Source organism: Shewanella psychromarinicola (assembly GCF_003855155.1).
GTDB lineage: Bacteria > Pseudomonadota > Gammaproteobacteria > Enterobacterales > Shewanellaceae > Shewanella > Shewanella psychromarinicola.
Window position 1 is genome coordinate 1019298 of the sequence record NZ_CP034073.1, and the last position, 21961, is coordinate 1041258.

Below are 21961 nucleotides of genomic sequence, written 5' to 3' on the forward strand. Positions count from 1 at the left end.
TCATGACAGCACTATTTACCAATCCATTGCCGATCCCCGTTTTAGGCTTCTGTGCATACAGTGGCACCGGCAAAACCACCTTACTGAAACAACTTATTCCGTTATTGAATCAACGCGGTATACGTTTAGCGGTTATCAAGCATGCACACCATAATTTTGATGTCGATATTCCCGGTAAAGACAGTTTCGAGATGCGTAAAGCTGGGGCAAGGCAAGTATTAGTGGCTTCTCATGTGCGCTGGGCGTTAATGACTGAAGATCTTGTCGATGACGATCCACAATTGCAACATTTACTCAGCCAAATTGATGCGGATAAAGTCGATATTGTCTTGGTAGAAGGGTTTAAAAAACTGGCGTTGCCTAAAATAGAATTGCACCGCGCGGCACACCATAAACCTTTGATTCATATTCATGATGACAATATCGTTGCTATCGCGTGCTGTGATGATACGACAGTGGATGATTCTTTAACTCGCTTAGACTTAAACAATGTTGCGCAAATTGCTGACTTTGTACAACATTACCAACAGGCATGGCAACCTACCGCGGTAAAATTACCAATCGATTTCACTGAAACACTGCAAACTGCAGCATCTGATGCGCAAAGTGGCCTTACGGTATCCCAAGGTATTGCTGAAGTATTAGCACAAATCACGCCGCTTGAACGCATCGAGTCGCTTAACCTGATTGATATCGACAATAGAGTATTGGCGCATGACATTATCTCTAGCGTGAATGTGCCGCAACAAACAAATTCAGCAATGGATGGTTATGCGTTCGCATTGAACGATCTAGCAACATCAGCAACGCTTAAGGTTGTCGGTGAAGTGCTCGCGGGTCATCATTACCCTGATATATTGCGCCCCGGTGAAGCGGTGCGCATTATGACTGGCGCGACCGTTCCTCAAGGAGCGGATACGATTCAGGCACGTGAATTGGTCTCGGAACACGATAGTATTATCACCATCCTTGAATCTGAACAGGTGGTAAAAGGTCAACATGTTCGTTTAGCCGGAGAAGATATCGCTAAAGGTGACGTTGCGTTAGCGGCAGGCTCACGTTTAAGTGCGGCAGAACTAGGTTTACTGGCCTCGCTTGGCTTTAACCAATTACCACTGTTTCAACGTCCGGTTGTCGCGGTATTCTCAACCGGTGATGAAGTCAGCCAACCAGGACAAGCACTCAAACCAAACTGTATCTATGACTCAAATCGCTACACGATAATATCGATGGCTAAAAAGCTCGGTTGTCAGGTTATCGATTTAGGTATTATTGAAGATAATGAACAAATACTCACCGCCACGTTGCGCAGTGCAGCGGAACAAGCCGATGTGGTGATTAGCTCTGGAGGCGTGTCAGTGGGCAATGCCGATTACATTAAAACGGCACTCGCCAATGTTGGCAACACCCAATTTTGGCGAATTAATATGCGTCCAGGCCGCCCACTCGCAGTAGGGAACATTGATCGAAGCTTGTTTTTCGGCTTACCGGGTAATCCCGTTGCCGTTATGGTGGCCTTTTTACAGTTTGTGCAACCTGCTATCCGTAAATTGGCAGGTGAGTCTCACTGGCAGCCACAATTTATTCCAGCGATAGCGCAGCATCCATTACGAAGTAAAACTGGCCGCACTGAGTTTTTACGCGGTATTTATACTATTGGGTCAGATGGCAAAATCCATGTCAGTACCACTGGCGCACAAGGCTCAGGAATGCTCAGTTCAATGGTCAGTGCCAATTGCCTTATTGTCATTGACGATGACACCGCCACCATACCTGCGGGTGAATCGGTGTTTATTCAGCCATTTGCTGATTTACTGTAAATGATAACGCTCACCGCGATAGTCGTTGTATTCATCACTACGGCTACCGCGAGGCTGGTAAGGGCAAGCTAAACCAAAAAATATCATCATTTTAAGCTAAAACCTTAACCTCTTTCGTACTATGTCCGAGAGGTTAATGCCTACGCGTAAATCGCCGCTTCAATTCACACCAAGTGACTGATGAGCCGATTGTTTTTTACTTAGCGAGTGATACACTCAAATTATAACTAACCTCAACTCAGGTTAAGAGATGGGATAAGTAAGCCAAAATCATAATATTTGGTCTATTTCATATCAAACTGGTGACTTTTTTTGTTAATAAGGCCCATTGATCCGTCAACAGCTAGCCTGTTGCAAGTCAATGCAACAATGTTAGCGGGACAAATAACTGTTTATATCCCGACCTGAGGTTAACCATCAAACATGCACCATGTCGCTTTGAGACAAACAAAATGAATCGAGTAAGGGTAATGTATGGCGCTATCTCGTAAAAGTTGGAACTACATCATCATGGGGGCCAGCATATTTATGATTGCGGTGTTGTCTTTTATCAATGACAAAACCGCCAATGTTCCCAATGATACAGTGCCTTTATTTGATCCCCAGCTCCACCTAAAACAATTACAACTTGATGGTATTTGGTTAAGCCAACAAGACGGCCTGTGGCAGTGTCATTCGCAGGTGCTCAATTGTCAGCAATGGGCACAGTCGTGGCAAAATATTAGTGTCTCTCCATTAACGGATCCGCCGGAACATAGCCTTAAAGAGCAAAAATTATCTATTGCTATCGATAATATGCAAACGGCACAGCTATGGCGCTACTTTCCAAATGAAGGCTTGTTGCAATCATCCAAACAGAATTGGTATCAAGTGCCACCGAGTTTGCGCGTCGAGTTACAACCTATTCTCGCGATTCCTTCTCAATCAAAATAATGAGTCATTATGCCCGAATTACCAGAAGTTGAAGTGACCCGACAAGGGATCAGTCCATACCTTATCGAACAAACGGTGAGTGAATTGATTGTGCGTAATGCCTCGCTACGTTGGCCTGTACCTGCCGTTGCGCAAAACATTGTTGGCCAACGCATTAATAATGTTCGCCGCCGCGCCAAATACTTATTAATTGATACCGATGCAGGCATGACCATAGTGCATTTAGGCATGTCAGGCAGTTTACGTATTTTGCCACGCAATACCCCAGTCGAAAAACATGACCATATTGATTTAGTACTCGAAAACGGCCGCATGTTGCGCTTTAATGACCCCCGCCGCTTTGGTGCATGGTTATGGTACGAATTGCCCGAAGAAGCTCACCCACTGCTATCAAAACTCGGCCCAGAACCACTGAGTCAGCACTTTACGCCAACACAATTGCAAGCGGCATTAAGCGCTAAGAAAAAAGCGATCAAACTGTGCTTAATGGATAACCACATCGTGGTGGGTGTGGGTAATATTTATGCTAACGAAGCGCTCTTTGCGGCAGGAATACACCCACAGGCAGCCGCTGGCAGTATTGATTTAGAACGGTTAACGATCCTAGTAAATGAAGTAAAGCAAATTTTGGCTCACGCTATTGAGCAAGGTGGGACAACCTTAAAAGATTTTACCAATGCCGATGGCAAGCCAGGTTATTTTGCCCAAAAGCTACATGTTTATGGTCGCGGTAGAGAAACCTGTACCGCCTGTGGCAATTTATTAACTGAGATAAAATTGGGCCAACGTACTACGGTATTTTGCGGTCTGTGCCAGCAACGATAGTCCCATAAGTAATACCATTTTGATTAGCAAATAAAAAAGGGAGCCATTGGCTCCCTTATATCATCAACCTCAACTCGGCTAATCAACAATAACGCTTAAAATTTATATTCGTAAGTCGAAAAAGCTGTGCCTTGAGTATCATCGTCTTGGACGTCAAATTCAGAATTAGCCACACTACCACCTAAGGTCAACATGCCATTAAACATCGGCAAACGATATGATAGCTCCAGCATCATGATATCTTCTTTTAAGGGTTGCGGCGCCCACACACCACCGCGATTAGCACCATCTTTATTCAGTTGAGCATAACGGAGTATCGAGGTAAAACCATGGCTATTATCGAACTGACCAATTAACCCTAATGCATAAACATTGGCATCACTGTCATAGGTACTGCCAAAAGCGCGGCCATAATATCGCGAGCCACTTTGATAAGTGGAGTGTTCATAAAAACAGTTAAACTGGTCTTTATCTTCACCGCAATACACCATGGTATCGGTGTACTCGACAAATAATTTATATTGTTGTTTGGCAATATTAAAGCGCGTGTCCGCACCGACCATTTTGCCGCAGTCAACAATTTGCCATGGATCGCCTTTTGAATCTTCACAGGTGCGTTCTAGATACAAGCCCACAGGCACATTAAACCATGTATCAGCATATCTAACATCGAAGCCCGCCATCTGATTGCCATAGTTTGAACAGCCTACTTCATCAACATTATCTGCTCGACAGTCTCGCTGACCAGTAATTGATTTAATGGCGGTATTAAAGCTACATTCTTGACCTTCACCACAAAACTGTGTGGTCCAAGATAAACCAATTTCTAACTGCTTAAATGGCTTAATGGCACCACGAAGATTCCATAATAGGGTATGCGGAGCATAACGATCTTCTTCGGTCACACTCACGCCACCGGTTAAGCTCCAATCGCCTATCCATGACAGCCAAGGTGTTTCAAATGCTTGTGAATTATTACGACTGACCATTAAAGACGGCATTGGCCGGGCATTGTTTGATTTATGAAGTGAGGAGTCAAATCCAGGTCCCCACCACTGGCCAACACTGCCGGCAGTCACAATCCAATTACCTAGCACCACCGCAATATAAGAATCATCTAAACGGATTTCTTCGTCGTCTGCAGGGTTATAATTAGCAGATGCTGAAATTTTATACGAAAATCGCTCACCAGTGTATTCATGTGAGCCTTGTAACTGGCCCTTTTCACGATAATCAGAGCCAAAATGCTGAAAACGCGCCGCATCTGTTGCCGCGGCCACTTTTATACTGGTGTTACCACGATTGCCAACGGCATTTTGGTAGTAAAAATTAACCCGAGCAAATGCATCCACCAAATCAGGCGTTAATAACGCCGGTTCAGCTTGAGCTAGATCAGCCCCTATACCAGACCACATCAATGGAAACGTATTAATTGGCGCACTAATCACTCCAGCATCCGCTAAAGCTTGAATATCTGCACGTAAATAGATGTCAGAGGTATCGACCCATGGTGCCGCTTGAGCACTGCTATAGGTCATCATAGCGCTTAACCCTATTGCAGCGACCACATTAGTTAACCGACTAAATCCTTGTATCATAATATTACATCGCCCTTATTATCAGCTTGATTTTGCGCTACTTTTTGCTTTAATGCAGCGGCGATCTGTGGATGAACAAATTGACTCACATCGCCGCCGTGTAATGCCACTTCTTTCACTAGCGTAGAAGAAATAAATGAATTTTCTTCCGCGGGTGTCAAAAATACACTTTCAAGATCAGGGCTTAAACGACGATTCATGTTTGCTAACTGAAACTCATATTCAAAATCGGATACTGCACGCAGTCCACGAATTAACACACTCGCTCGCTGTTCTTTGGCAAAATCAACCAACAACCCCGTAAAACCGACAACCTCAACATTGTCTAAATGTGCTGTCACCAAATTAACTTGGGCGACACGCTCTTGAAGAGAGAAACGAGGTTGCTTAGAAGGATTTGATGCTATACCAATAATCACGTGCTTGAATAAGCGTGCTGCACGTTCGATTAAATCGGCATGACCATTGGTTACAGGGTCAAAGGTTCCTGGGTAAACCGCTCTTCTGTGCATAATATCGCCTTTACCTTACCGTTATAATCGCTAGTTTATCTACTTTCATCGCCAGGATAAATCACCATCACGTTCACGTATTGGCAAATGTCACATGACTAAATTACTGTCTTTTTGTTCTGGGAAGTGGTGGCAATTGTTTTTTATGCTTCGATAATTTCAGCTCGTATTTCACTTTTTGCCAAATACGCAGCAAATGGTGACGCTCAGCGTTATTGCGTTTCCCGTGGCGACTGATATCACTTTCGAAATCGGTACCGATCACAGGGAAAGGTCTGACAACAAAGCAACGCAAGTGTTTTTCGTACCAATACTGAATATCGATATCAACTGGGCGAGCAATAGGGTATGTCGTTGCCAATAATTTTTGTGCTCCGGCCAATGACACACACTGACCGCGAGTAGAAGCCGGCAACTTTAAGCACGTAGACAGACTAAAACGATCATCAAGCGCTATCGATTTTACAATGCCTTTCTGTTTACGCCCATGACACAGTTTGATGTAATCCCAGTCAGTAGAAAGATTATCAATATGCTGCATAACCGTCATTAATCCGGGATCTAAGACAGAATCATCCTCAAGAATTAATGCGTAATCTAACTGCTGTTCAACAATCATTTGCCAGCATTGGACATGGCTAAGATAACAGCCAATCTCACCCAAATTAAGCATTTTGTCGTACTTTTGGAGGTTTGTTTGCGGATCGTATACTTTAGCAATATCGACATCGCGTAACTCTTTACCGTATACGGCAGAAATACGCTGGTACTGGATACCTAACTGTTTGAGCTGTTCATCCATGAACGTAAACCGTTCAGTACTGCTATCTAAATTAATTAAAAAAACTTTAAATTTCATAATATTACTAACCCAAAAACAATTTTAATCTTGTTGAACTACTGATATTTAAGCCTAAAATATTCAGTAATAACAACAAACTGCTGAATAAAATGGTAGATGCTACAGTTAGGTTACTTTGCCTAGTGACATTTTATTTAATCCATTGAATAAATTGAAGAAAAACCTTTATCAAGTCAGTAGTTATTTTACGTCCTTTCACTCACGTGCATTTCACCATTATGACAGTGAGAGATTTGAGAGTATATCACTAATAATCGGGCTTTAGCTTGTTGTTAAAAAATTCCTAGCAACAACTTTATTAGCCAAAAATAGCACGCCAAAACGATAATAGTTAACCCTAGGGACAATTACTAATGCAAAACTATCAACAAACCGTCTTGAGTTGATATACTCTGTCAAAACCCTTACTCCAGTCATGATAATGGTTGAGTAAATCGTTAGTATTGACAATATAATGAGCCCCATCATCCGATGGAATTGAGTTAATTTTTACTTTTTAGATATTCTCATGAAAAAAATCTTAGTCATTAAGCACGATAAAATTGGTGATTTTGTACTGACATGGCCAGCACTTTACCTACTCAGGAAAGCGATGCCAGATGCAACAATTGATGTATTTGTCGCGCCGGTTGTTAAGTCTTTTGCACAAGCCTGTCCGTATGTAGATAACACCCTCATCGACTCACAAGATGATGCAAGTATTGCAGAGCACATTGCGCAGCAACATTACGATGCAGTAATAGTCCTTTTATCAGAATTTCGAATTTATAAAATCCTTAACAAAAGCAACATTCCTTATAAATTAGTTCCCAAACATAATTGGTATCAGTATTTATATCAGCATCGGGCAAGCAATGAATACTTAAACAGTGAAGGTTGCTGGCGAGGAGCGTGCATGCTAGTGGAGCACTTCTTAACTCACCACGGTTATGCCATCCCTGCACTGCCCAATAGATTTTGGGATATGAGTGCTCGTAAGCAATATTGGCAAGAATATTACCAAAAATTAGCCAATGAAAAGCTGATTTTTATTCATCCCGGTACTGGCGGGTCTTCTGGTTGCGTCCCGATAGAAAAGCTCGTTAAGTTGATCATAAATATTGATAGAATGACCCCGTCAGCATGCCACTTCGTTTTAACATTCAATGGCAGTGAACGGGAGCTTGCAGAAGAAATTCAAGCTCTACTGGCCAATACTTCAATCAACATATCGTTAGCTAAACCGCTTGATCGGTTGATTGATTTTTCCGAGTCATTGGTCGCAGCAGATATGTTTATTGCTGGCTCAACAGGGCCGCTACATATCGCGGGGTTACATAATGTGCCCACGGTTGGATTTTACGCAGGAAGACGCTCAACACCCCATATTAGATGGGGAACATTATCTGAACCCAGCAAGCGATTTGCTTATACGCCCCCAGTAGGAAAAAGAACCGGTCGTAATATGGCATTAATCAACTTTGATCAGGTATCGAATGACATAGCCGACTTTTTGAACAAACAATCTTAGATTGTCGCAGTGTGTTAAATTAAGCTCATCGCGAGCAACAATAATGGAAATACGAATATGATAGTTGTGACAGGCGCAGCCGGGTTTATTGGTAGTAATTTAGTAAAACAACTTAATGCCATGGGGCGTAATGACATTATTGCGGTAGACGACTTAACTGACGGTACGCAAATGTTTAATTTGGCCGATTGTGAAATCGCCGACTATCTCGATAAAGACGACTTCATCCAGCAAATCAAAGCCGGCGACTTTGATCATAAAATAGAGGTCATTTTCCATCAAGGTGCTTGCTCATCGACCACCGAGTGGGATGGCAAGTTTATGATGGCAAATAACTACGAGTATTCAAAAACGTTGTTGCATTATAGCCAAGCCAATGACTGTCAATTTATCTATGCATCTTCAGCCTCAGTCTATGGCGGCAGCGAGAAATTTATTGAACAGCGTGAATTTGAAAAGCCACTCAATGTTTATGCTTACTCTAAGTTCTTGTTTGATCAGTACGTGAGACAACAAGAACTGACCAGCCAAGTCGCTGGTTTACGTTATTTCAACGTCTATGGTCCCCGTGAACAACATAAAGGCGGTATGGCCAGTGTTGCCTTCCACTTTAACAACCAAATTAACGCCAACGGCATATGTCGCTTGTTTGAGGGTGTTGATGGATATGATAATGGTCAGCAACTGCGCGATTTTGTGTTTGTGGAAGATGTGGTAAAAGTTAATTTGTGGTTATGGCAGAATCCATCTGTGTCAGGGATTTATAATTGCGGTACCGGCCAAGCACAAAGCTTTAATGATGTAGCCAATGCCGTCATTGCGTATCATGGAAAAGGACACATTGAGTACATTCCTTTCCCTGACAAGCTTAAAGGTGCTTACCAAAGTTATACCCAAGCTGACTTAAACCAGTTAAGAGCGGCAGGTTACCAAGGCGAGTTTAAAACGGTTGAACAAGCTGTACCTGAATATTTAAACTGGCTTAAAACCCAGCACTTCATTGGCCAGTAAGTAATGGGTTAACCCTCGTACTGGTCGACAATAAAAAATGCTATGGTATTTTCATATCCATAGCATTTTTTTGTACATAAAAATGATTAACTTATTATCTAACTTCTTTAACCACTTCTATCAGCATGGTTGTTGAAATGGCTGGTGTCCTTGGTAAATAGATCACTTTACACAGATGAGATAGATGGTCAAAACGTCCCGCCCAATCATCACCCATAACTAAGAAATCAGCTTTATGCCGTTGAATATAATCAGCTTTCAACTCTAACGACTCTTCTAAGAAAACATTATCAACACACGCCAACGCAGCAACAATCCTCATTCGGTCTCTTTCATCACAAATTGGATTTCGGTGTTTTTTACTAAAATTGAGCGCATCAGATGACACTCCAACAGTCAATGTGCCACCTAATTCTTTCGCTCTTTCTAAAATATTTAAATGACCAATATGAAACATGTCAAAAGTACCGAATGTAATAACGTTCATCTAGATCCTTAGCTTAATAAATAGTCAGCAATTCGCTGGCTACAAAGGCCATCAACAACCCCCACTAGTTCTGCAGTATATTGCGTCCTTTGGGGGGCAAATAACTCTGGGTCTGCTATCTGCTGGTCAACAACTTGCTTTAATTGTTTATATGTTTTGGCATGGGCAGCAATGTCTGCGTAGCGGTATAAATCTTGATCAACACGATTTTTAAATCTAAATTTAAAAATCCCCCGATAAGACCACCGTAAGTGATAAAAATCACACCAAACAACAGGTTTATTTAATGCTGCAAACTCAAATAAAGCCGAAGAAGCATCACTTATTAATACGTCTGCTGAGACCATAAAAGGCAATAAATTGGCTTCTTCAGCTGGCGCTAAATAGACATTATCAAAACTTGCCCAATGAGTAAGCAGTGCTTTTTGTTTTTTATAATTTAATTTGCTCAACGAAAAATAATGCGGTTTGAGCAAAATATTATATTCAGAAAATTCAGCGGGCCAATTTTTAGCCATTGCCTCAATACTGCTTGGGTAAAATGTCGGCGCGTATAATAAGGTTTTTTTACGGGTATCTAACCCTAAAGAGGCTAAGTCTAAACCCGGTTCATCGCCTTGAATAATGGGATCTAACTTGGCATACCCCGTATCAATGAACACTTTTTCAGGAAACATATTCTGTAACCGCTTCAAACGGTATTGCCCTTCTACAAAGCGAACTTCAATATCGCCTTTTGAAACAGTATAATATACCGACTTTGGCCCGACACCATGCTGCATCAAGGCAGTCTGACTGATCCCTTTTAAGCGTGACGCTGAAGCAAATGCATTACCGAACACAATCCATTTGGGCTTGTTCAATAAATAAAATTCGAGCGCTTCAACTTCATCATTGACCCACACTACGTTTAGTTGGTGCTTGCTCACAAGCGATTCCAATACCGACTGCTGATCAACACTCTTGTAAATTACATAGGTAACTGAAACCGAACGCTTCTTCAGCTCAGCAGCAACAGGGAAATATTGTGGTAAATAATAGGGATGTAACACATCAAAACAAATCATCGCAAGTTAATTCCTATCAATCATTCCGCATCAGAGTTTACAAAGAGCACTAGTATAAATGATAACACACCTCAATCTACCTCTAATCCTCTTAACCAACTAATCAGATATTAAATGAAATCAATACTTCTGGTTCATTTTCTCAAGGTATTGATTCAAAAAGCGCTCTTTTCAAGGTATTATTTCAATTATAACTATCAACTAAGCTGTCTATTCATATGCCAATAGTTTCCACAAAGCAATTACAAACGTGTAAACGCTTACTGTTTATTTCGCCAGTTGCGCTAGGTGACTTTCTTTACTTAAAAACCTTTCTTATTGCTTTAAAAAAGCAATATGGTCATATAGAAATCGACATCTGGTTAGATGATATTCGTTGTAATAGTGATAGTTGGCGCTTATCTCGAAGTAAAATCTTACAACAATGGATGGATACTGAAGGCGTATTTAAGCTAACTTACGGCTGCACTGATTCAAAATCAGCCATGCAAAGCCATATTGAGCAGGCAAAGCTGCGTCAATATGACATCATATTCTGTCATTCAGTCAGTAAAAGTCGACAATATTCACACATCGCTCGCAGCATAAGCGACAGTGCTTTTATTGTGTCTAGTATCCCTAAAAGTGCTTCATTTGGATGGTTAAACAAACTGTTTTTTGGTCACTCAAACCATATTTTTATATTGAACGAAAACAGCCTTCCTAAGTCTCATCATATTACTGATAGATACAATATGATATTTAATCAGGTTTTGGGACTGAGCTTACCACCTGAGCAATTAATGCCTACCTTAAAGGTTCCTGAGGCCATTGAGCCCATTACTCAGTCGTGGTTAAACGGCAAATTTAGTGACCTAAAAAAGCAAGGGAAACTTATCTTTTTAAATCACTTATCGACTAATGATAAAAAAGACTGGAAATTATCGCAGTTATTTTCCCTGATTGAAAAAATATCAGCAATGGATCCGACTCAGCGTTTTATCATCAATGTTACTCAAGAAAACTTTGAATCGGTTAGTGTTGAAACCGAAAAATTTACCACTCTAACAAATACACAAGTGGCTGTTTTCACCGTAAACGAACATTTTTTTGAACTACCATCACTCATTGCACACGCTGATTTTGTGGTAACAGTCGATACGGCAATATTGCACTTTGCTTTTGCTGCTCAACGGCCTTTATTAGCGATGATGCGTGAGAAAAAGCCTTATTGGGCGCCACCGGAAAGTGAGGTGTCGCACGTAATGTATGCAACAGAAGGTAGAGGTTACATCGAAGACATCAGCGTTGATCGAGTATTCCAACAATATAAAGAAATGAACTCTCTCAGTTAAATACTTAACACCAAAATACATAAATCTAAGCAAGGTGAACGGATGAAGAAGGCTATTTTTACACTCGCTATTGGCGATAATCCAATGTATCGCGCTGCCATTTCAAGCTTTAAAGCTTATGGCCAAAGAATTGGGGCTGATGTCATCGTTTCAGATCAACTGCATTATAACATTCATGTAAGTAACCCTAAATTTGACTCTAGTCCGGCATGGTCTGAAAAACTATATATTGCTGAAATACTCAAACAATATGACCGAGTACTGTATCTAGATGCAGATATTATCGTGACGCCATGGGCTCGAGACGTATTTGAACTCTATCCAGATCTTGATACCGTTTATATGTTTAACGAAGGTTGTTATCGGGATCGTGGCGAGCAAGCGGTACAAATCAATACTATCTTAGGCGAAGTCGACTGGCCAAAAGAAGACGATAAGATCGTTTATTACAACTCTGGGATGTTTCTCGTCTCAAAAGAAACAGGCTTATTTGATAAAGCCAATATTGAAGAAATGCAGGCCATTTGCAACAAGGTTAAATTTTACGACCAAACCTATATTAACTATCTCATCAGAAGAGATAATATAAAAAGCATCGGTGTGGAAGCTAACTTTAATCGTATGCAGCTATTAGGTTACGATAATTATCAAAAATCTGATTTTATTCATTATTCTGGCAGAGGTTATCGTCAAGATATCCCGATGAGAGAATTAAAATACATCATAGATTACTGCGATATGTTTAACGATACGTTAACTAAAGCACAAATTATTGAGTATAAAAAACAAGCTTGGCATTGGTATATGCTTAAACAGCATCGAAAAACAAAGCTCCCCATACCACTGCTGAGTGCAATATTTGGTTTATTCCGTGGCAAATATAAATATTAAACCCGAATTCAGATAATGACAGCTCGCTTAAAGGCGAGCTTTTTACTGCTTAATGAATTTATCAAACTGAGTCTTAACCTCATCAACCACTATCAGTGCCATTAAATGCTCACCTTTAGCACGCGTGCCCCATTTCACTGGTGCATCAAATTGAATGGCTATCACTTGCGGGTAAACACTGACGGTGTATTGACGATAAAAATAGGGTCCTGTTCGTCCAGGATTAGAATGAGCATACAAACCAATAACAGGTGTGCCTTGAGTGACCGCCATATGCAATGGCCCGGTATCAGGTGCGAGCACTAGCTTGGCTTGTTTTAACACAGCAAGCAGCTGAGTTAGCGATGTCTTGCCTACTTGGTTATCCAATGGATGCTGGCTATGAGATTGGATAACATCGGCTAAGGTTTTTTCTAGTGCGCTTGGTCCGCCGCACAACATCACTCGATAACCTTGCTCAGCCGCATAATCGGCTACTGCAGCATAACGCTCTGGTAGCCAATTTCGATCGGCTTTACTGGCAGCAGCACAAATCACCAACACCTTATCATCGCCCACCAGCTGTTTAGCAAAATCAGTGTCTGCTTGGGGTACTGGAATGTTCCAACTAGGGGTTAAGTCTTTAACACCAATGGCGTTAGCAAAGCCCATAAACCCTTCTAATACATGGGGTGTGGCCAATGGCTCAACAGCGTGGTTGGTTACCAGCCACTGACCTTCTTTGGCTCTTGCCTTATCAAATCCGACACGCACTCGCGCCTTAATCATTAATGAAGCTATGGTTGCGCGCAGGGCAACTTGCATGTGCAGCAACACATCAAAGCGCTGACCGTGTAAATCACTGCGTAACTGCACATAGCTTCGCCAGCCCTTGGACTTATCAAAAATAACAAACTTAATGCCAGGTAAGTGCTTGAGTAATTGATATTCAACCTTACCAATAATCCAAGTAATGCTAAGGTCTGGATACTGTTTTTGAATCGCCTGCACCATTGCTACAGCGTGGCATACATCACCAATGGCAGATAAACGCAGTAAACATAATGAACGTATCGCACTAAAGTCAGCTTTCATTGATTATCCAATATGCTTAAGTGAAAAATAAGGCTGTTAAGGCAAGTGAGTGATCTTAAGGTATAATGTTATTTCGATCCACAATCTCACCAATGCTATTGATAATTAGATGCACATAAAAACCACTCAACTTGGCCATATTGCCTGGTGTGAAACCACTGCCCAGCACTTAGCACCACAAGACTTTGCCGTCGATGGTTGGCAGAAAAAAAATGCCGTTGTCGGTCAGTCTAAGGGCCGCTACACCACCTGGTTTGTCAAAACCGCTGATCTCGACTCACCGCAAACATGGGTGTTACGTCATTATTGGCGTGGTGGGATGATGGAAAAATTCAGCCGTGATGCCTATCTCTATACTGGCTTACAACGAACCCGCGCGGTGGCTGAATTGGCCATACTCGAAACCTTATATCAACAAGGGTTTGCGGTTCCACGCCCAATAGCAGCGAATGTTGAACGATTTGGATTATGGTATCGAGCCGATATTATTATTGAACATGTTGCTGGGGCAAACGATTTAGTGGCGCAGTTAAGTCATCACCCCATGACAGAGTCACTGTGGTATTTACTTGGTGAAACCATTGCCCAATTTCATCAGCGCGGGGTATATCACGCCGATCTCAATGCTAAAAACATCTTATTGGCTCACGGAAAATTTTATTTAATAGATTTTGATCGCGGTGAGTTACGTACACCGCAAGCTACGTGGCAACAAGCTAATCTGGACCGTTTGTTACGTTCTTTTAAAAAAGAGCTCGCCAAACTGACAACGCTGCATTTTAATCAGCAACATTGGCAGCAATTACTTACCGGTTACCAGAGCATCAACCCGATTTAAACCTAATCAGTGTGTAATCTTGTCATTGAAAATAGACCCTTACCAGGGTCCATTTCCAAATTAATCAACGCTTAAATGCTAAACGATGAGCTTATTGATTAGCGTAAATTGCTTCAATAACGCACCACGATTTTGTTCCACCACAGCGAGAGCCGCCGAGGATGCTGCGTGATACATCTGGCTATCGGTAAATTTATGTTGTAACCCTTGCGCTAATTCATCTGCAGAGGTAATGCAGGTTAATGCTCCGGCGTCAGCAAGCAATTGGGTGATTTGAGCAAAGTCCCAATGATTAGGGCCAACATAAACAGGTAATCCCATGGCCGCTGGTTCAAGCGGATTATGGCCACCGCTATTAATTAATGTGCCGCCAATAAACGCTTGATCTGCCGCACCATATAACATCACCAACTCACCCATGGTATCGCCCAGCAATACTTGAGTCTGGCTATTCACCTCATCATTCATACTGCGTCTGGCTAACGTCAATCCAGACTGGGTTACGGTAATAGCGGCTAAATTAAATTGTTCTGGGTGTCGTGGCGCCATAATCAATAATGCCTCAGGGAAAACAATTAATAGCTGCTTATGGGCAGTCAAAACCGCCTCAAACTCACCAGGATGAACACTCCCAGCAACCCAAATCGGTGAATTCAGCCGATCCCACTGGGCACGAAGCGTATTTGCTTGGTGTTTTTTTGTCGGGTCAATAGTGAGATCAAACTTTAAACTGCCACACACATGTATGCGTTGAATGTCCACGCCCAAATGTATAAACCGATCGGCTTCACGTTGAGTTTGTACGGTAATCAAGTTGAGTTTGTTTAACATAGGCACAGCTAAACGACGCTTATTCGCGTATTTATCGGCTGACTTTTGCGACAGTCGAGCATTGGCCAAAATCAATGTCACTTGTTGCCGGTGCGCAAAATGGACCAAGTTAGGCCACAGCTCGGTCTCCATAATAATGCACACTTTGGGTTGTAATTGGCGTAAAAAACCTTTGATGGCATAGGAAAAATCAAACGGTAAGTAACAATGCTGCACCTTATCACCAAAGGCTTTTTTCACTTCAGCCGATCCGGTAGGACTGGTTGTTGTAACGGTAAACGAATACTGAGAATGCGCAGCCATAAGCTGCTTAATTAACGGAATAGCCGCCAAAGTCTCTCCCATAGAGACACAGTGGATCAGCACATCGGTTTGAGTGACATTGGCAAAACCAAAGCGTTCAGACCAACGACTCCGATAGTCGACACTTTTTATCGCCCGAAATGCTAGATAGACAATCACCAGCGGAAAAAACAAATAGAGAAAGAAAGAATAAACAATACGGTTCATGTAAGATGAGTCATCGATTTTTGCTTGTCAGATAATCACAATGCTAACATACTCAGATCAAGACAGCTTAACGAATTATTTGAGCGACAATAAGCCAATAATGAATGTGGAAACCCCATGAAAACTCGCGATAAAATCATTTTTGCCAGCTTAGAACTGTTCAATGAACACGGTGAGCGCAGTATTACCACCAACCATATTGCCACACACTTAGGCATTAGCCCGGGCAATTTGTACTACCACTTCCGTAATAAGGAAGACATCATTAATTCAATTTTTAGCTTATATGAAAGTCATTTAGAGTCAGGCTTTAAGCTTTATGACGATGAGCCTATTACAATCGAATTATTAATGGGTTACTTTGATGCCATGTTCTATACCTTATGGGAATTTAGGTTTATGCATGCCAACTTGGCCGATATTTTAAGCCGTGATGATGCCCTCAAAAAACGCTATTTACACGCGCAACAACAAGTCCTAACTCGTTCAAGTGATGTGGTCCGCAAACTCAAAAAAGATGGTTTCCTTGATATCGAGGATAGTAAAGTTACCGCGCTTGCCGACACGTTGAAAATGATGGTCAGCTTCTGGATTAGCTACCAATTAACCCAATCCAGCACATCAACCATCACTAAAGCCACCTTATACGATGGCTTATTAAGAGTATTGATGATTTTTAAAGCTTACTCGACCCAAACTTCTGTCGCCACATTCTGCCGCTTAGAACAGCATTATTTAGACATCGCCAGCCAAGAGCGCCACAACGCAGCGCAATAGAATGCCGATATATTGGTTAATCAAGTATCAGTAACCGATCTTCTACTTTGCGAATAACCGACTACAATTGAGATCAGAATAGTTGTTATTGAGGTGTTCGCTACCCCCTATTTCCACCCAAGTCACTCACCATGTTAATGATTAGTTTTTTTAATGTGAATAAGTCGCTAGCCCTAAACTAATTCATCTTGGTCTGACGACTAAAAAAACACTGTAGAGCAGCAAAAATAAAGGTTAGAATGCCAATAACTCCAAAACACCCTGTCATTTATCGCAGTGTTTTACTGCGTGATTTGGATAAGCATAATAACCATATTTAGGAGAACACAGGTGGCATCTACCTCTTTTTACGACCGAATTAATCAGCAAATTGTCGATGTAAAAGCCGATGGCTTATACAAAAGTGAACGCATCATTGCTTCCGCGCAACAAACCGCCATTGAGGTTAACAGTGAAGAAGTGATTAACTTCTGCGCCAATAACTATTTAGGTTTAGCCAACCATCCTGAACTTATCAAAGCAGCAAAAGCTGGTTTAGACAGTCACGGATTTGGTATGGCGTCGGTACGATTCATCTGTGGCACTCAAGACATTCATAAGCAATTAGAAGCCAGCCTAAGTGAATTTTTAGGCATGGAAGACACCATTTTGTATTCGTCTTGCTTCGATGCTAACGCGGGTTTATTTGAAACTCTTTTAGATGCTGAGGATGCGATTATATCCGATGCACTTAACCATGCCTCAATCATTGATGGCGTGCGTTTATGTAAAGCTAAGCGTTTTCGTTATGCCAACAACGACATGAGCGACTTAGAAACCCAGCTTATTGCAGCCCAAGCAGCTGGAGCGCGGAATATTTTAATTGCCACTGACGGTGTATTCTCAATGGATGGCGTGATTGCTAACCTTCAAGGCGTATGTGACTTAGCCGATAAATACGGTGCATTGGTGATGGTCGATGACTCTCATGCCGTAGGCTTTATCGGTCAAGATGGCCGTGGAACCCATGAATATTGCAACGTAATGGATCGTGTCGACATTATTACCGGTACATTAGGCAAAGCATTAGGCGGCGCGTCGGGTGGATTTACGGCGGCGAAAAAAGAAGTGGTTGAATGGTTACGTCAACGCTCGCGCCCTTACTTGTTTTCAAACTCCTTAGCCCCTTCGATTGTTAGCGCCTCAATTCGCGTGCTTGAAATGCTAAAAACAGGTCAAGATCTACGTGAAGCCGTTTGGGAAAACAGTCGTTATTTCCGTGAACAAATGTCTGCAGCAGGTTTTACCTTAGGTGGTGCAGATCATGCCATTATTCCGGTAATGATTGGCGATGCTAAATTGGCTAGTGACTTTTCCAACCGTTTATTGCAAGAACATATTTACGTGGTCGGTTTCTCATTCCCTGTGGTACCCAAGGGCCAAGCGCGTATTCGTACTCAAATGTCAGCGGCGCACACTCGCGTTCAACTTGATCATGCTATTGCTGCCTTTACCCGTATTGGTAAAGAAATGGGCATTATCTAATCTAACCTAGATTCATCGAAGCATAGATTGATAACAGCATCTCGTAACAATAGCCCAGGCTAAAGATAGTTCCGATTAAAAATAGGTCATCAACATGAAAGCATTAAGTAAGTTAAAGCCTGAAGAAGGCATTTGGATGGTCGAAGCACCAAAACCAGAAATGGGTCACAATGACCTGTTAATTAAAATTCGTAAAACGGCTATCTGTGGTACTGACGTCCATATCTACAACTGGGATGAATGGTCACAAAAAACTATCCCTGTACCTATGATTGCCGGCCATGAATATGTCGGCGAAGTCGTCGATGTGGGCCAGGAAGTTCGTGGGTTCAGTATTGGTGACCGCGTATCTGGAGAAGGTCACATCACCTGTGGTCATTGCCGCAACTGTCGTGCTGGCCGTACTCACTTATGCCGTAACACTTCAGGTGTTGGGGTTAACCGTGATGGCGCATTTGCCGAATACTTAGTGCTGCCTGCTTTTAACGCCTTCAAGATCCCTGCTGATATTTCAGATGATTTAGCCGCTATATTCGATCCATTTGGTAACGCCGTCCATACCGCGTTATCGTTTGATTTAGTCGGCGAAGACGTATTGATTACCGGTGCAGGCCCTATTGGTATTATGGCTGCGGCAGTGTGTAAACACGTCGGCGCACGTCATGTGGTGATTACTGATGTGAACGAATACCGACTTGATCTTGCTAGAAAAATGGGTGCAACCCGCGCCGTCAACGTCGCCAACGAAAACCTTAACGATGTCATCAAAGAACTTGGCATGACAGAAGGCTTTGACGTGGGTTTAGAAATGTCAGGTGTGCCATCGGCATTCCACGCAATGTTAGACACCATGAACCACGGCGGTAAAATTGCCATGCTCGGTATTCCTGGCGGCGAGATGGCCATTGATTGGAGTAAAGTCATTTTTAAAGGCTTGCTCATCAAAGGCATTTATGGCCGTGAAATGTTTGAAACTTGGTACAAAATGGCCAGTTTAATCCAATCAGGTTTAGACTTGTCCCCTATCATCACTCATCATTTTAGTGTCGATGATTTCCAGCAAGGCTTTGATGCGATGCGCTCAGGTCAGTCTGGAAAGGTTATCTTGAGCTGGGATTAAACGTTAATATCTGAGTTACCCACACCAACAAGGGGTTGTATTTATACAACCCCTTGTTGCAAACTAAACCAAGTCCAATCGCTATTCGTATACTTTATAGGTTATGTCATGTCAGGTTTTAAACATTTGTCTATTAATGAGCTTATCCATATGTCCACGGAATCTAACGACGTACAAGTTGTTGATATTCGTGATGCGGCCAGTTTTGCCGCCGGTCATATTGAAGGTTCAACCCATTTAACTAATGAAAATTTAGCTCAATTCACTAGCAGTGCTGATATGGATAGACCTTTGGTCGTCGTTTGTTATCACGGCATGAGCAGCCAAAGTGCCGCTAACTACTTAAATGAGCAAGGTTTTGATGATGTTTACAGCCTAGATGGCGGTTTCAGTGCTTGGAGCTTAGCGAACTCATGATAGAAATTGGCCAACTCGCGAATGCACGTGCTGCACAAGCATTTATTGATTACCTCAAGGGGTTAAATATTCAATGTCATGCCGTGGCTCATGCTCAGGGTGTTAGCCTAGAGATTAATAACCCAGCTGATGAAAACCGAGCCCGCGCCGAGTTAATTGAGTTTGCTAAAAACCCATACGACAGTAAGTATTTACAGGCATCTTGGGATAACGGCGCTACCAATACTAAATTTGACTATGGCCCGGGAACAAAAGGCTTAATTCAACAGTTTATGAAAGGTGCTGGCCCGCTGACGTTAATCTGCTTTTTTGTTTGTGTTGCCATTTTCGCTGGCATGAACCTTGGTTTTGCCAATGCTATCTTTACTCAGTTATCTTTTTTCGGCGCCGTTGCGGACAGTGGTTTAAACCAAGTTTGGCGAGTGTTTACGCCAAGCCTAATGCACTTTTCTGCTATGCATATCATCTTTAATATACTGTGGTGGTGGTACTTAGGCGGTAAAATTGAAACCAATTTGGGTACTCGACCACTACTGTTTTTATTAGTTGCAGCGGGCACTTTGCCTAATATTGTGCAGTTTTACATGACAGGACCTAATTTTGGTGGGCTGTCTGGCGTCGTTTATGCTGTGGTGGGTTACACTTGGTTAATGGGTATTCGCAAACCCAGCTGTGGTATTAGCTTACCGCAATCTTATATGATTTTTATGCTCATTTGGTTAGTCTTGGGCTTTACTGATGTGCTTGGAATGCCAATTGCAAATGGTGCCCACATTGCGGGGCTCTGTGTCGGGTTAGCTCAGGCATTATTTGATAGCAGAAAATCACAACAAGCTAAAACCAGCTAATCACCACTAATAGCGCCACCTTAGGTGGCACTTTTTTTGACATTAATGGGCTCATATAAACCGTGCTTTTCAACGCCAATCGTTAAGCCATTTCGAGTACTTTATTGACCAGTTTCTCAATACCAATATGTGCCTCTAATATCGATGTCGCTAACATATACCCTGGCGTACTGACTATTTTATTCACTTCATCAACAACAATATCTTCAACTTGCACGTCTTTATGCTTACCGCCCATTTCATTGAATGCATGAGCCGTCTCTGAATCTGTGCCAATGGTGCCAACAGCTCCTTTGCCGTAAATGTTAGGGATCATCACAGGTGAAATACACACAAAACCAACAGGCTTGTGTGCCAAAGAAAACTCACGAATAAAGTTCTCTACAATAGGCTGAATATGACAATTACTGCCAGTAGTTGCAAAGTTGGATAAATTTTTAGCGGCACCAAAACCACCGGGAATAACCAAACCATCAAATTGACTGATCTCTAAGGTGCTGGCATTGAGTACTTCACCACGAGCAATTCGTGCAGACTCTACTAACACATTACGGGTTTCGTCTGTGTTGACCTCACCCGTTAGATGATTCACCACATGCATTTGAGTCATGTCCGGAGCAAAACATTGATATTGTGCTCCCGCTCGCGTTATCGCCAGCAAGGTTAATACGGCTTCATGAATCTCAGTTCCATCAAACACCCCACAGCCACTCAACAACACAGCAATTTTTTTCATGACATCCTCCTTCAACTTTTAAGTGATAATGTAAATATTACAACAAAAAAACAACAAAATGATTGATCTGATTAAAAATCGTGCTAACTTGGACCGTCGAATTTAGTAGATGAGCTTTTTGTAACCATAAAACATCACTAAATTCTATTGTGACTTAACTGACATCAATAAAAAAGTCCACAAATTAGTAATATTTATGAGAATTAATATTTAGCTCACAAAAATAAAAATAAACGCCTTAATTCAACTAGTTACAGATTTCATTTCAAGTCGTAGGAAAATCTATCCAGTAAGGTTGATTAATTCACTCACAGACTTATCCACAGGCTGTGAATCTTTGTCGCGCCTAATAGTTTGCTTTTCTCTATAAAATTACCCACAAAACCTCACTGGATACGCCACTGGTCAGACGTTACGGTCATTGAGCACTATCTTG

The 21961-nt window shown here is 42.0% G+C and carries 21 protein-coding genes; 13 read left to right on the forward strand and 8 right to left on the reverse strand.

Annotated features, from left to right (window positions below; all coding sequences use genetic code 11):
- Window positions 1-2: 2 nt before the first annotated feature.
- The 3 genes from EGC80_RS04300 (at window position 3) to mutM (ending at window position 3578) form a co-directional block, all read left to right on the forward strand.
- Window positions 3-1820 carry a bifunctional molybdopterin-guanine dinucleotide biosynthesis adaptor protein MobB/molybdopterin molybdotransferase MoeA gene (locus tag EGC80_RS04300; RefSeq protein WP_124012840.1) on the forward strand — a complete coding sequence of 606 codons (1818 nt, stop codon included), beginning with the start codon at window positions 3-5 and terminating at the stop codon, window positions 1818-1820.
- Window positions 1821-2294: 474 nt separating this feature from the next.
- Window positions 2295-2753: a hypothetical protein gene (locus EGC80_RS04305; RefSeq protein ID WP_124012841.1), complete on the forward strand. Its 459-nt coding sequence runs from the start codon at window positions 2295-2297 to the stop codon at window positions 2751-2753.
- A 9-nt stretch (window positions 2754-2762) separates the two neighbouring features.
- The gene (mutM, locus tag EGC80_RS04310; RefSeq protein WP_101033338.1) at window positions 2763-3578 is read left to right on the forward strand and encodes a bifunctional DNA-formamidopyrimidine glycosylase/DNA-(apurinic or apyrimidinic site) lyase; all 816 of its coding nucleotides are present in this window, start codon (window positions 2763-2765) and stop codon (window positions 3576-3578) included.
- Window positions 3579-3673: 95 nt separating this feature from the next.
- On the opposite strand, the gene EGC80_RS04315 is transcribed toward mutM, so the two are convergent.
- The 3 genes from EGC80_RS04315 to EGC80_RS04325 form a co-directional block, all read right to left on the reverse strand.
- Complete coding sequence (locus EGC80_RS04315; protein WP_101033339.1) at window positions 3674-5176, reverse strand: capsule assembly Wzi family protein; 1503 nt, start codon at window positions 5174-5176, stop codon at window positions 3674-3676.
- Window positions 5173-5688 (reverse strand): pantetheine-phosphate adenylyltransferase, encoded by a 516-nt coding sequence (gene coaD, locus EGC80_RS04320; protein WP_101033340.1) that lies wholly within the window; start codon window positions 5686-5688, stop codon window positions 5173-5175. Before coaD ends, EGC80_RS04315 begins: the two co-directional genes overlap by 4 nt.
- A gap of 103 nt (window positions 5689-5791) precedes the next feature.
- Window positions 5792-6547 carry a glycosyltransferase family 25 protein gene (locus EGC80_RS04325; protein ID WP_101033341.1) on the reverse strand — a complete coding sequence of 252 codons (756 nt, stop codon included), beginning with the start codon at window positions 6545-6547 and terminating at the stop codon, window positions 5792-5794.
- 511 nt (window positions 6548-7058) lie between these two features.
- On the opposite strand from EGC80_RS04325, the gene EGC80_RS04330 reads away from it, so the two are divergent.
- Together EGC80_RS04330 and rfaD are read left to right on the forward strand one after the other, a co-directional pair.
- Window positions 7059-8060: a glycosyltransferase family 9 protein gene (locus EGC80_RS04330; protein WP_124012842.1), complete on the forward strand. Its 1002-nt coding sequence runs from the start codon at window positions 7059-7061 to the stop codon at window positions 8058-8060.
- A 57-nt stretch (window positions 8061-8117) separates the two neighbouring features.
- A complete protein-coding gene (gene rfaD / locus EGC80_RS04335) occupies window positions 8118-9071 on the forward strand; it encodes an ADP-glyceromanno-heptose 6-epimerase (protein WP_124012843.1) in 954 nt (317 codons plus the stop codon).
- Between the two features lie 94 nt (window positions 9072-9165).
- Here the strand turns inward: rfaD and EGC80_RS04340 are convergent, their stop codons facing one another.
- Window positions 9166-9558 carry an adenylyltransferase/cytidyltransferase family protein gene (locus EGC80_RS04340; protein WP_124012844.1) on the reverse strand — a complete coding sequence of 131 codons (393 nt, stop codon included), beginning with the start codon at window positions 9556-9558 and terminating at the stop codon, window positions 9166-9168.
- Between the two features lie 8 nt (window positions 9559-9566).
- On the reverse strand, window positions 9567-10625 hold the full coding sequence (locus EGC80_RS04345; RefSeq protein WP_124012845.1) for a CDP-glycerol glycerophosphotransferase family protein: 1059 nt from the start codon (window positions 10623-10625) through the stop codon (window positions 9567-9569).
- A gap of 218 nt (window positions 10626-10843) precedes the next feature.
- Here EGC80_RS04345 and EGC80_RS04350 point away from each other — a divergent pair, with 218 nt between their 5' ends.
- Complete coding sequence (locus EGC80_RS04350; RefSeq protein ID WP_124012846.1) at window positions 10844-11959, forward strand: glycosyltransferase family 9 protein; 1116 nt, start codon at window positions 10844-10846, stop codon at window positions 11957-11959.
- Window positions 11960-12001: 42 nt separating this feature from the next.
- On the forward strand, window positions 12002-12850 hold the full coding sequence (locus EGC80_RS04355) for a glycosyltransferase (RefSeq protein WP_101033347.1): 849 nt from the start codon (window positions 12002-12004) through the stop codon (window positions 12848-12850).
- A gap of 42 nt (window positions 12851-12892) precedes the next feature.
- Here EGC80_RS04355 and EGC80_RS04360 read toward each other — a convergent pair whose 3' ends face one another.
- Window positions 12893-13924: a glycosyltransferase family 9 protein gene (locus EGC80_RS04360; RefSeq protein ID WP_164839419.1), complete on the reverse strand. Its 1032-nt coding sequence runs from the start codon at window positions 13922-13924 to the stop codon at window positions 12893-12895.
- Between the two features lie 109 nt (window positions 13925-14033).
- Here EGC80_RS04360 and EGC80_RS04365 point away from each other — a divergent pair, with 109 nt between their 5' ends.
- The gene (locus EGC80_RS04365; protein WP_124012847.1) at window positions 14034-14762 is read left to right on the forward strand and encodes a 3-deoxy-D-manno-octulosonic acid kinase; all 729 of its coding nucleotides are present in this window, start codon (window positions 14034-14036) and stop codon (window positions 14760-14762) included.
- 78 nt (window positions 14763-14840) lie between these two features.
- Here the strand turns inward: EGC80_RS04365 and waaA are convergent, their stop codons facing one another.
- On the reverse strand, window positions 14841-16103 hold the full coding sequence (gene waaA, locus EGC80_RS04370) for a lipid IV(A) 3-deoxy-D-manno-octulosonic acid transferase (protein WP_124012848.1): 1263 nt from the start codon (window positions 16101-16103) through the stop codon (window positions 14841-14843).
- 117 nt (window positions 16104-16220) lie between these two features.
- Between waaA and EGC80_RS04375 the strand changes: the two genes are divergently transcribed.
- The 5 genes from EGC80_RS04375 to glpG all read left to right on the forward strand — a co-directional run bounded on the left by EGC80_RS04375 (window position 16221) and on the right by glpG (window position 20789).
- Complete coding sequence (locus EGC80_RS04375; protein ID WP_101033350.1) at window positions 16221-16880, forward strand: TetR/AcrR family transcriptional regulator; 660 nt, start codon at window positions 16221-16223, stop codon at window positions 16878-16880.
- A 330-nt stretch (window positions 16881-17210) separates the two neighbouring features.
- Window positions 17211-18404, forward strand: coding sequence for a glycine C-acetyltransferase (locus EGC80_RS04380; RefSeq protein ID WP_124012849.1), 1194 nt, complete (start codon window positions 17211-17213; stop codon window positions 18402-18404).
- Between the two features lie 94 nt (window positions 18405-18498).
- On the forward strand, window positions 18499-19524 hold the full coding sequence (tdh, locus tag EGC80_RS04385) for an L-threonine 3-dehydrogenase (protein WP_124012850.1): 1026 nt from the start codon (window positions 18499-18501) through the stop codon (window positions 19522-19524).
- Between the two features lie 108 nt (window positions 19525-19632).
- The gene (gene glpE, locus EGC80_RS04390) at window positions 19633-19941 is read left to right on the forward strand and encodes a thiosulfate sulfurtransferase GlpE (RefSeq protein WP_101033353.1); all 309 of its coding nucleotides are present in this window, start codon (window positions 19633-19635) and stop codon (window positions 19939-19941) included.
- The gene (gene glpG, locus EGC80_RS04395) at window positions 19938-20789 is read left to right on the forward strand and encodes a rhomboid family intramembrane serine protease GlpG (protein ID WP_124012851.1); all 852 of its coding nucleotides are present in this window, start codon (window positions 19938-19940) and stop codon (window positions 20787-20789) included. The genes glpE and glpG overlap by 4 nt, the downstream gene beginning before the upstream one ends.
- Window positions 20790-20871: 82 nt before the next feature.
- Here glpG and elbB read toward each other — a convergent pair whose 3' ends face one another.
- Window positions 20872-21525 carry an isoprenoid biosynthesis glyoxalase ElbB gene (elbB, locus tag EGC80_RS04400; RefSeq protein WP_124012852.1) on the reverse strand — a complete coding sequence of 218 codons (654 nt, stop codon included), beginning with the start codon at window positions 21523-21525 and terminating at the stop codon, window positions 20872-20874.
- Window positions 21526-21961 lie beyond the last annotated feature (436 nt).

Coding starts and splice junctions, on each gene's coding strand:
- EGC80_RS04300 (WP_124012840.1), top strand. CDS start 3: ATGACAGCACTATTTACCAATCCATTGCCGATCCCCGTTTTAGGCTTC.
- EGC80_RS04305 (WP_124012841.1), top strand. CDS start 2,295: ATGGCGCTATCTCGTAAAAGTTGGAACTACATCATCATGGGGGCCAGC.
- mutM (WP_101033338.1), top strand. CDS start 2,763: ATGCCCGAATTACCAGAAGTTGAAGTGACCCGACAAGGGATCAGTCCA.
- EGC80_RS04315 (WP_101033339.1), bottom strand. CDS start 5,176: ATGATACAAGGATTTAGTCGGTTAACTAATGTGGTCGCTGCAATAGGG.
- coaD (WP_101033340.1), bottom strand. CDS start 5,688: ATGCACAGAAGAGCGGTTTACCCAGGAACCTTTGACCCTGTAACCAAT.
- EGC80_RS04325 (WP_101033341.1), bottom strand. CDS start 6,547: ATGAAATTTAAAGTTTTTTTAATTAATTTAGATAGCAGTACTGAACGG.
- EGC80_RS04330 (WP_124012842.1), top strand. CDS start 7,059: ATGAAAAAAATCTTAGTCATTAAGCACGATAAAATTGGTGATTTTGTA.
- rfaD (WP_124012843.1), top strand. CDS start 8,118: ATGATAGTTGTGACAGGCGCAGCCGGGTTTATTGGTAGTAATTTAGTA.
- EGC80_RS04340 (WP_124012844.1), bottom strand. CDS start 9,558: ATGAACGTTATTACATTCGGTACTTTTGACATGTTTCATATTGGTCAT.
- EGC80_RS04345 (WP_124012845.1), bottom strand. CDS start 10,625: ATGATTTGTTTTGATGTGTTACATCCCTATTATTTACCACAATATTTC.
- EGC80_RS04350 (WP_124012846.1), top strand. CDS start 10,844: ATGCCAATAGTTTCCACAAAGCAATTACAAACGTGTAAACGCTTACTG.
- EGC80_RS04355 (WP_101033347.1), top strand. CDS start 12,002: ATGAAGAAGGCTATTTTTACACTCGCTATTGGCGATAATCCAATGTAT.
- EGC80_RS04360 (WP_164839419.1), bottom strand. CDS start 13,924: ATGAAAGCTGACTTTAGTGCGATACGTTCATTATGTTTACTGCGTTTA.
- EGC80_RS04365 (WP_124012847.1), top strand. CDS start 14,034: ATGCACATAAAAACCACTCAACTTGGCCATATTGCCTGGTGTGAAACC.
- waaA (WP_124012848.1), bottom strand. CDS start 16,103: ATGAACCGTATTGTTTATTCTTTCTTTCTCTATTTGTTTTTTCCGCTG.
- EGC80_RS04375 (WP_101033350.1), top strand. CDS start 16,221: ATGAAAACTCGCGATAAAATCATTTTTGCCAGCTTAGAACTGTTCAAT.
- tdh (WP_124012850.1), top strand. CDS start 18,499: ATGAAAGCATTAAGTAAGTTAAAGCCTGAAGAAGGCATTTGGATGGTC.
- glpE (WP_101033353.1), top strand. CDS start 19,633: ATGTCAGGTTTTAAACATTTGTCTATTAATGAGCTTATCCATATGTCC.
- glpG (WP_124012851.1), top strand. CDS start 19,938: ATGATAGAAATTGGCCAACTCGCGAATGCACGTGCTGCACAAGCATTT.
- elbB (WP_124012852.1), bottom strand. CDS start 21,525: ATGAAAAAAATTGCTGTGTTGTTGAGTGGCTGTGGGGTGTTTGATGGA.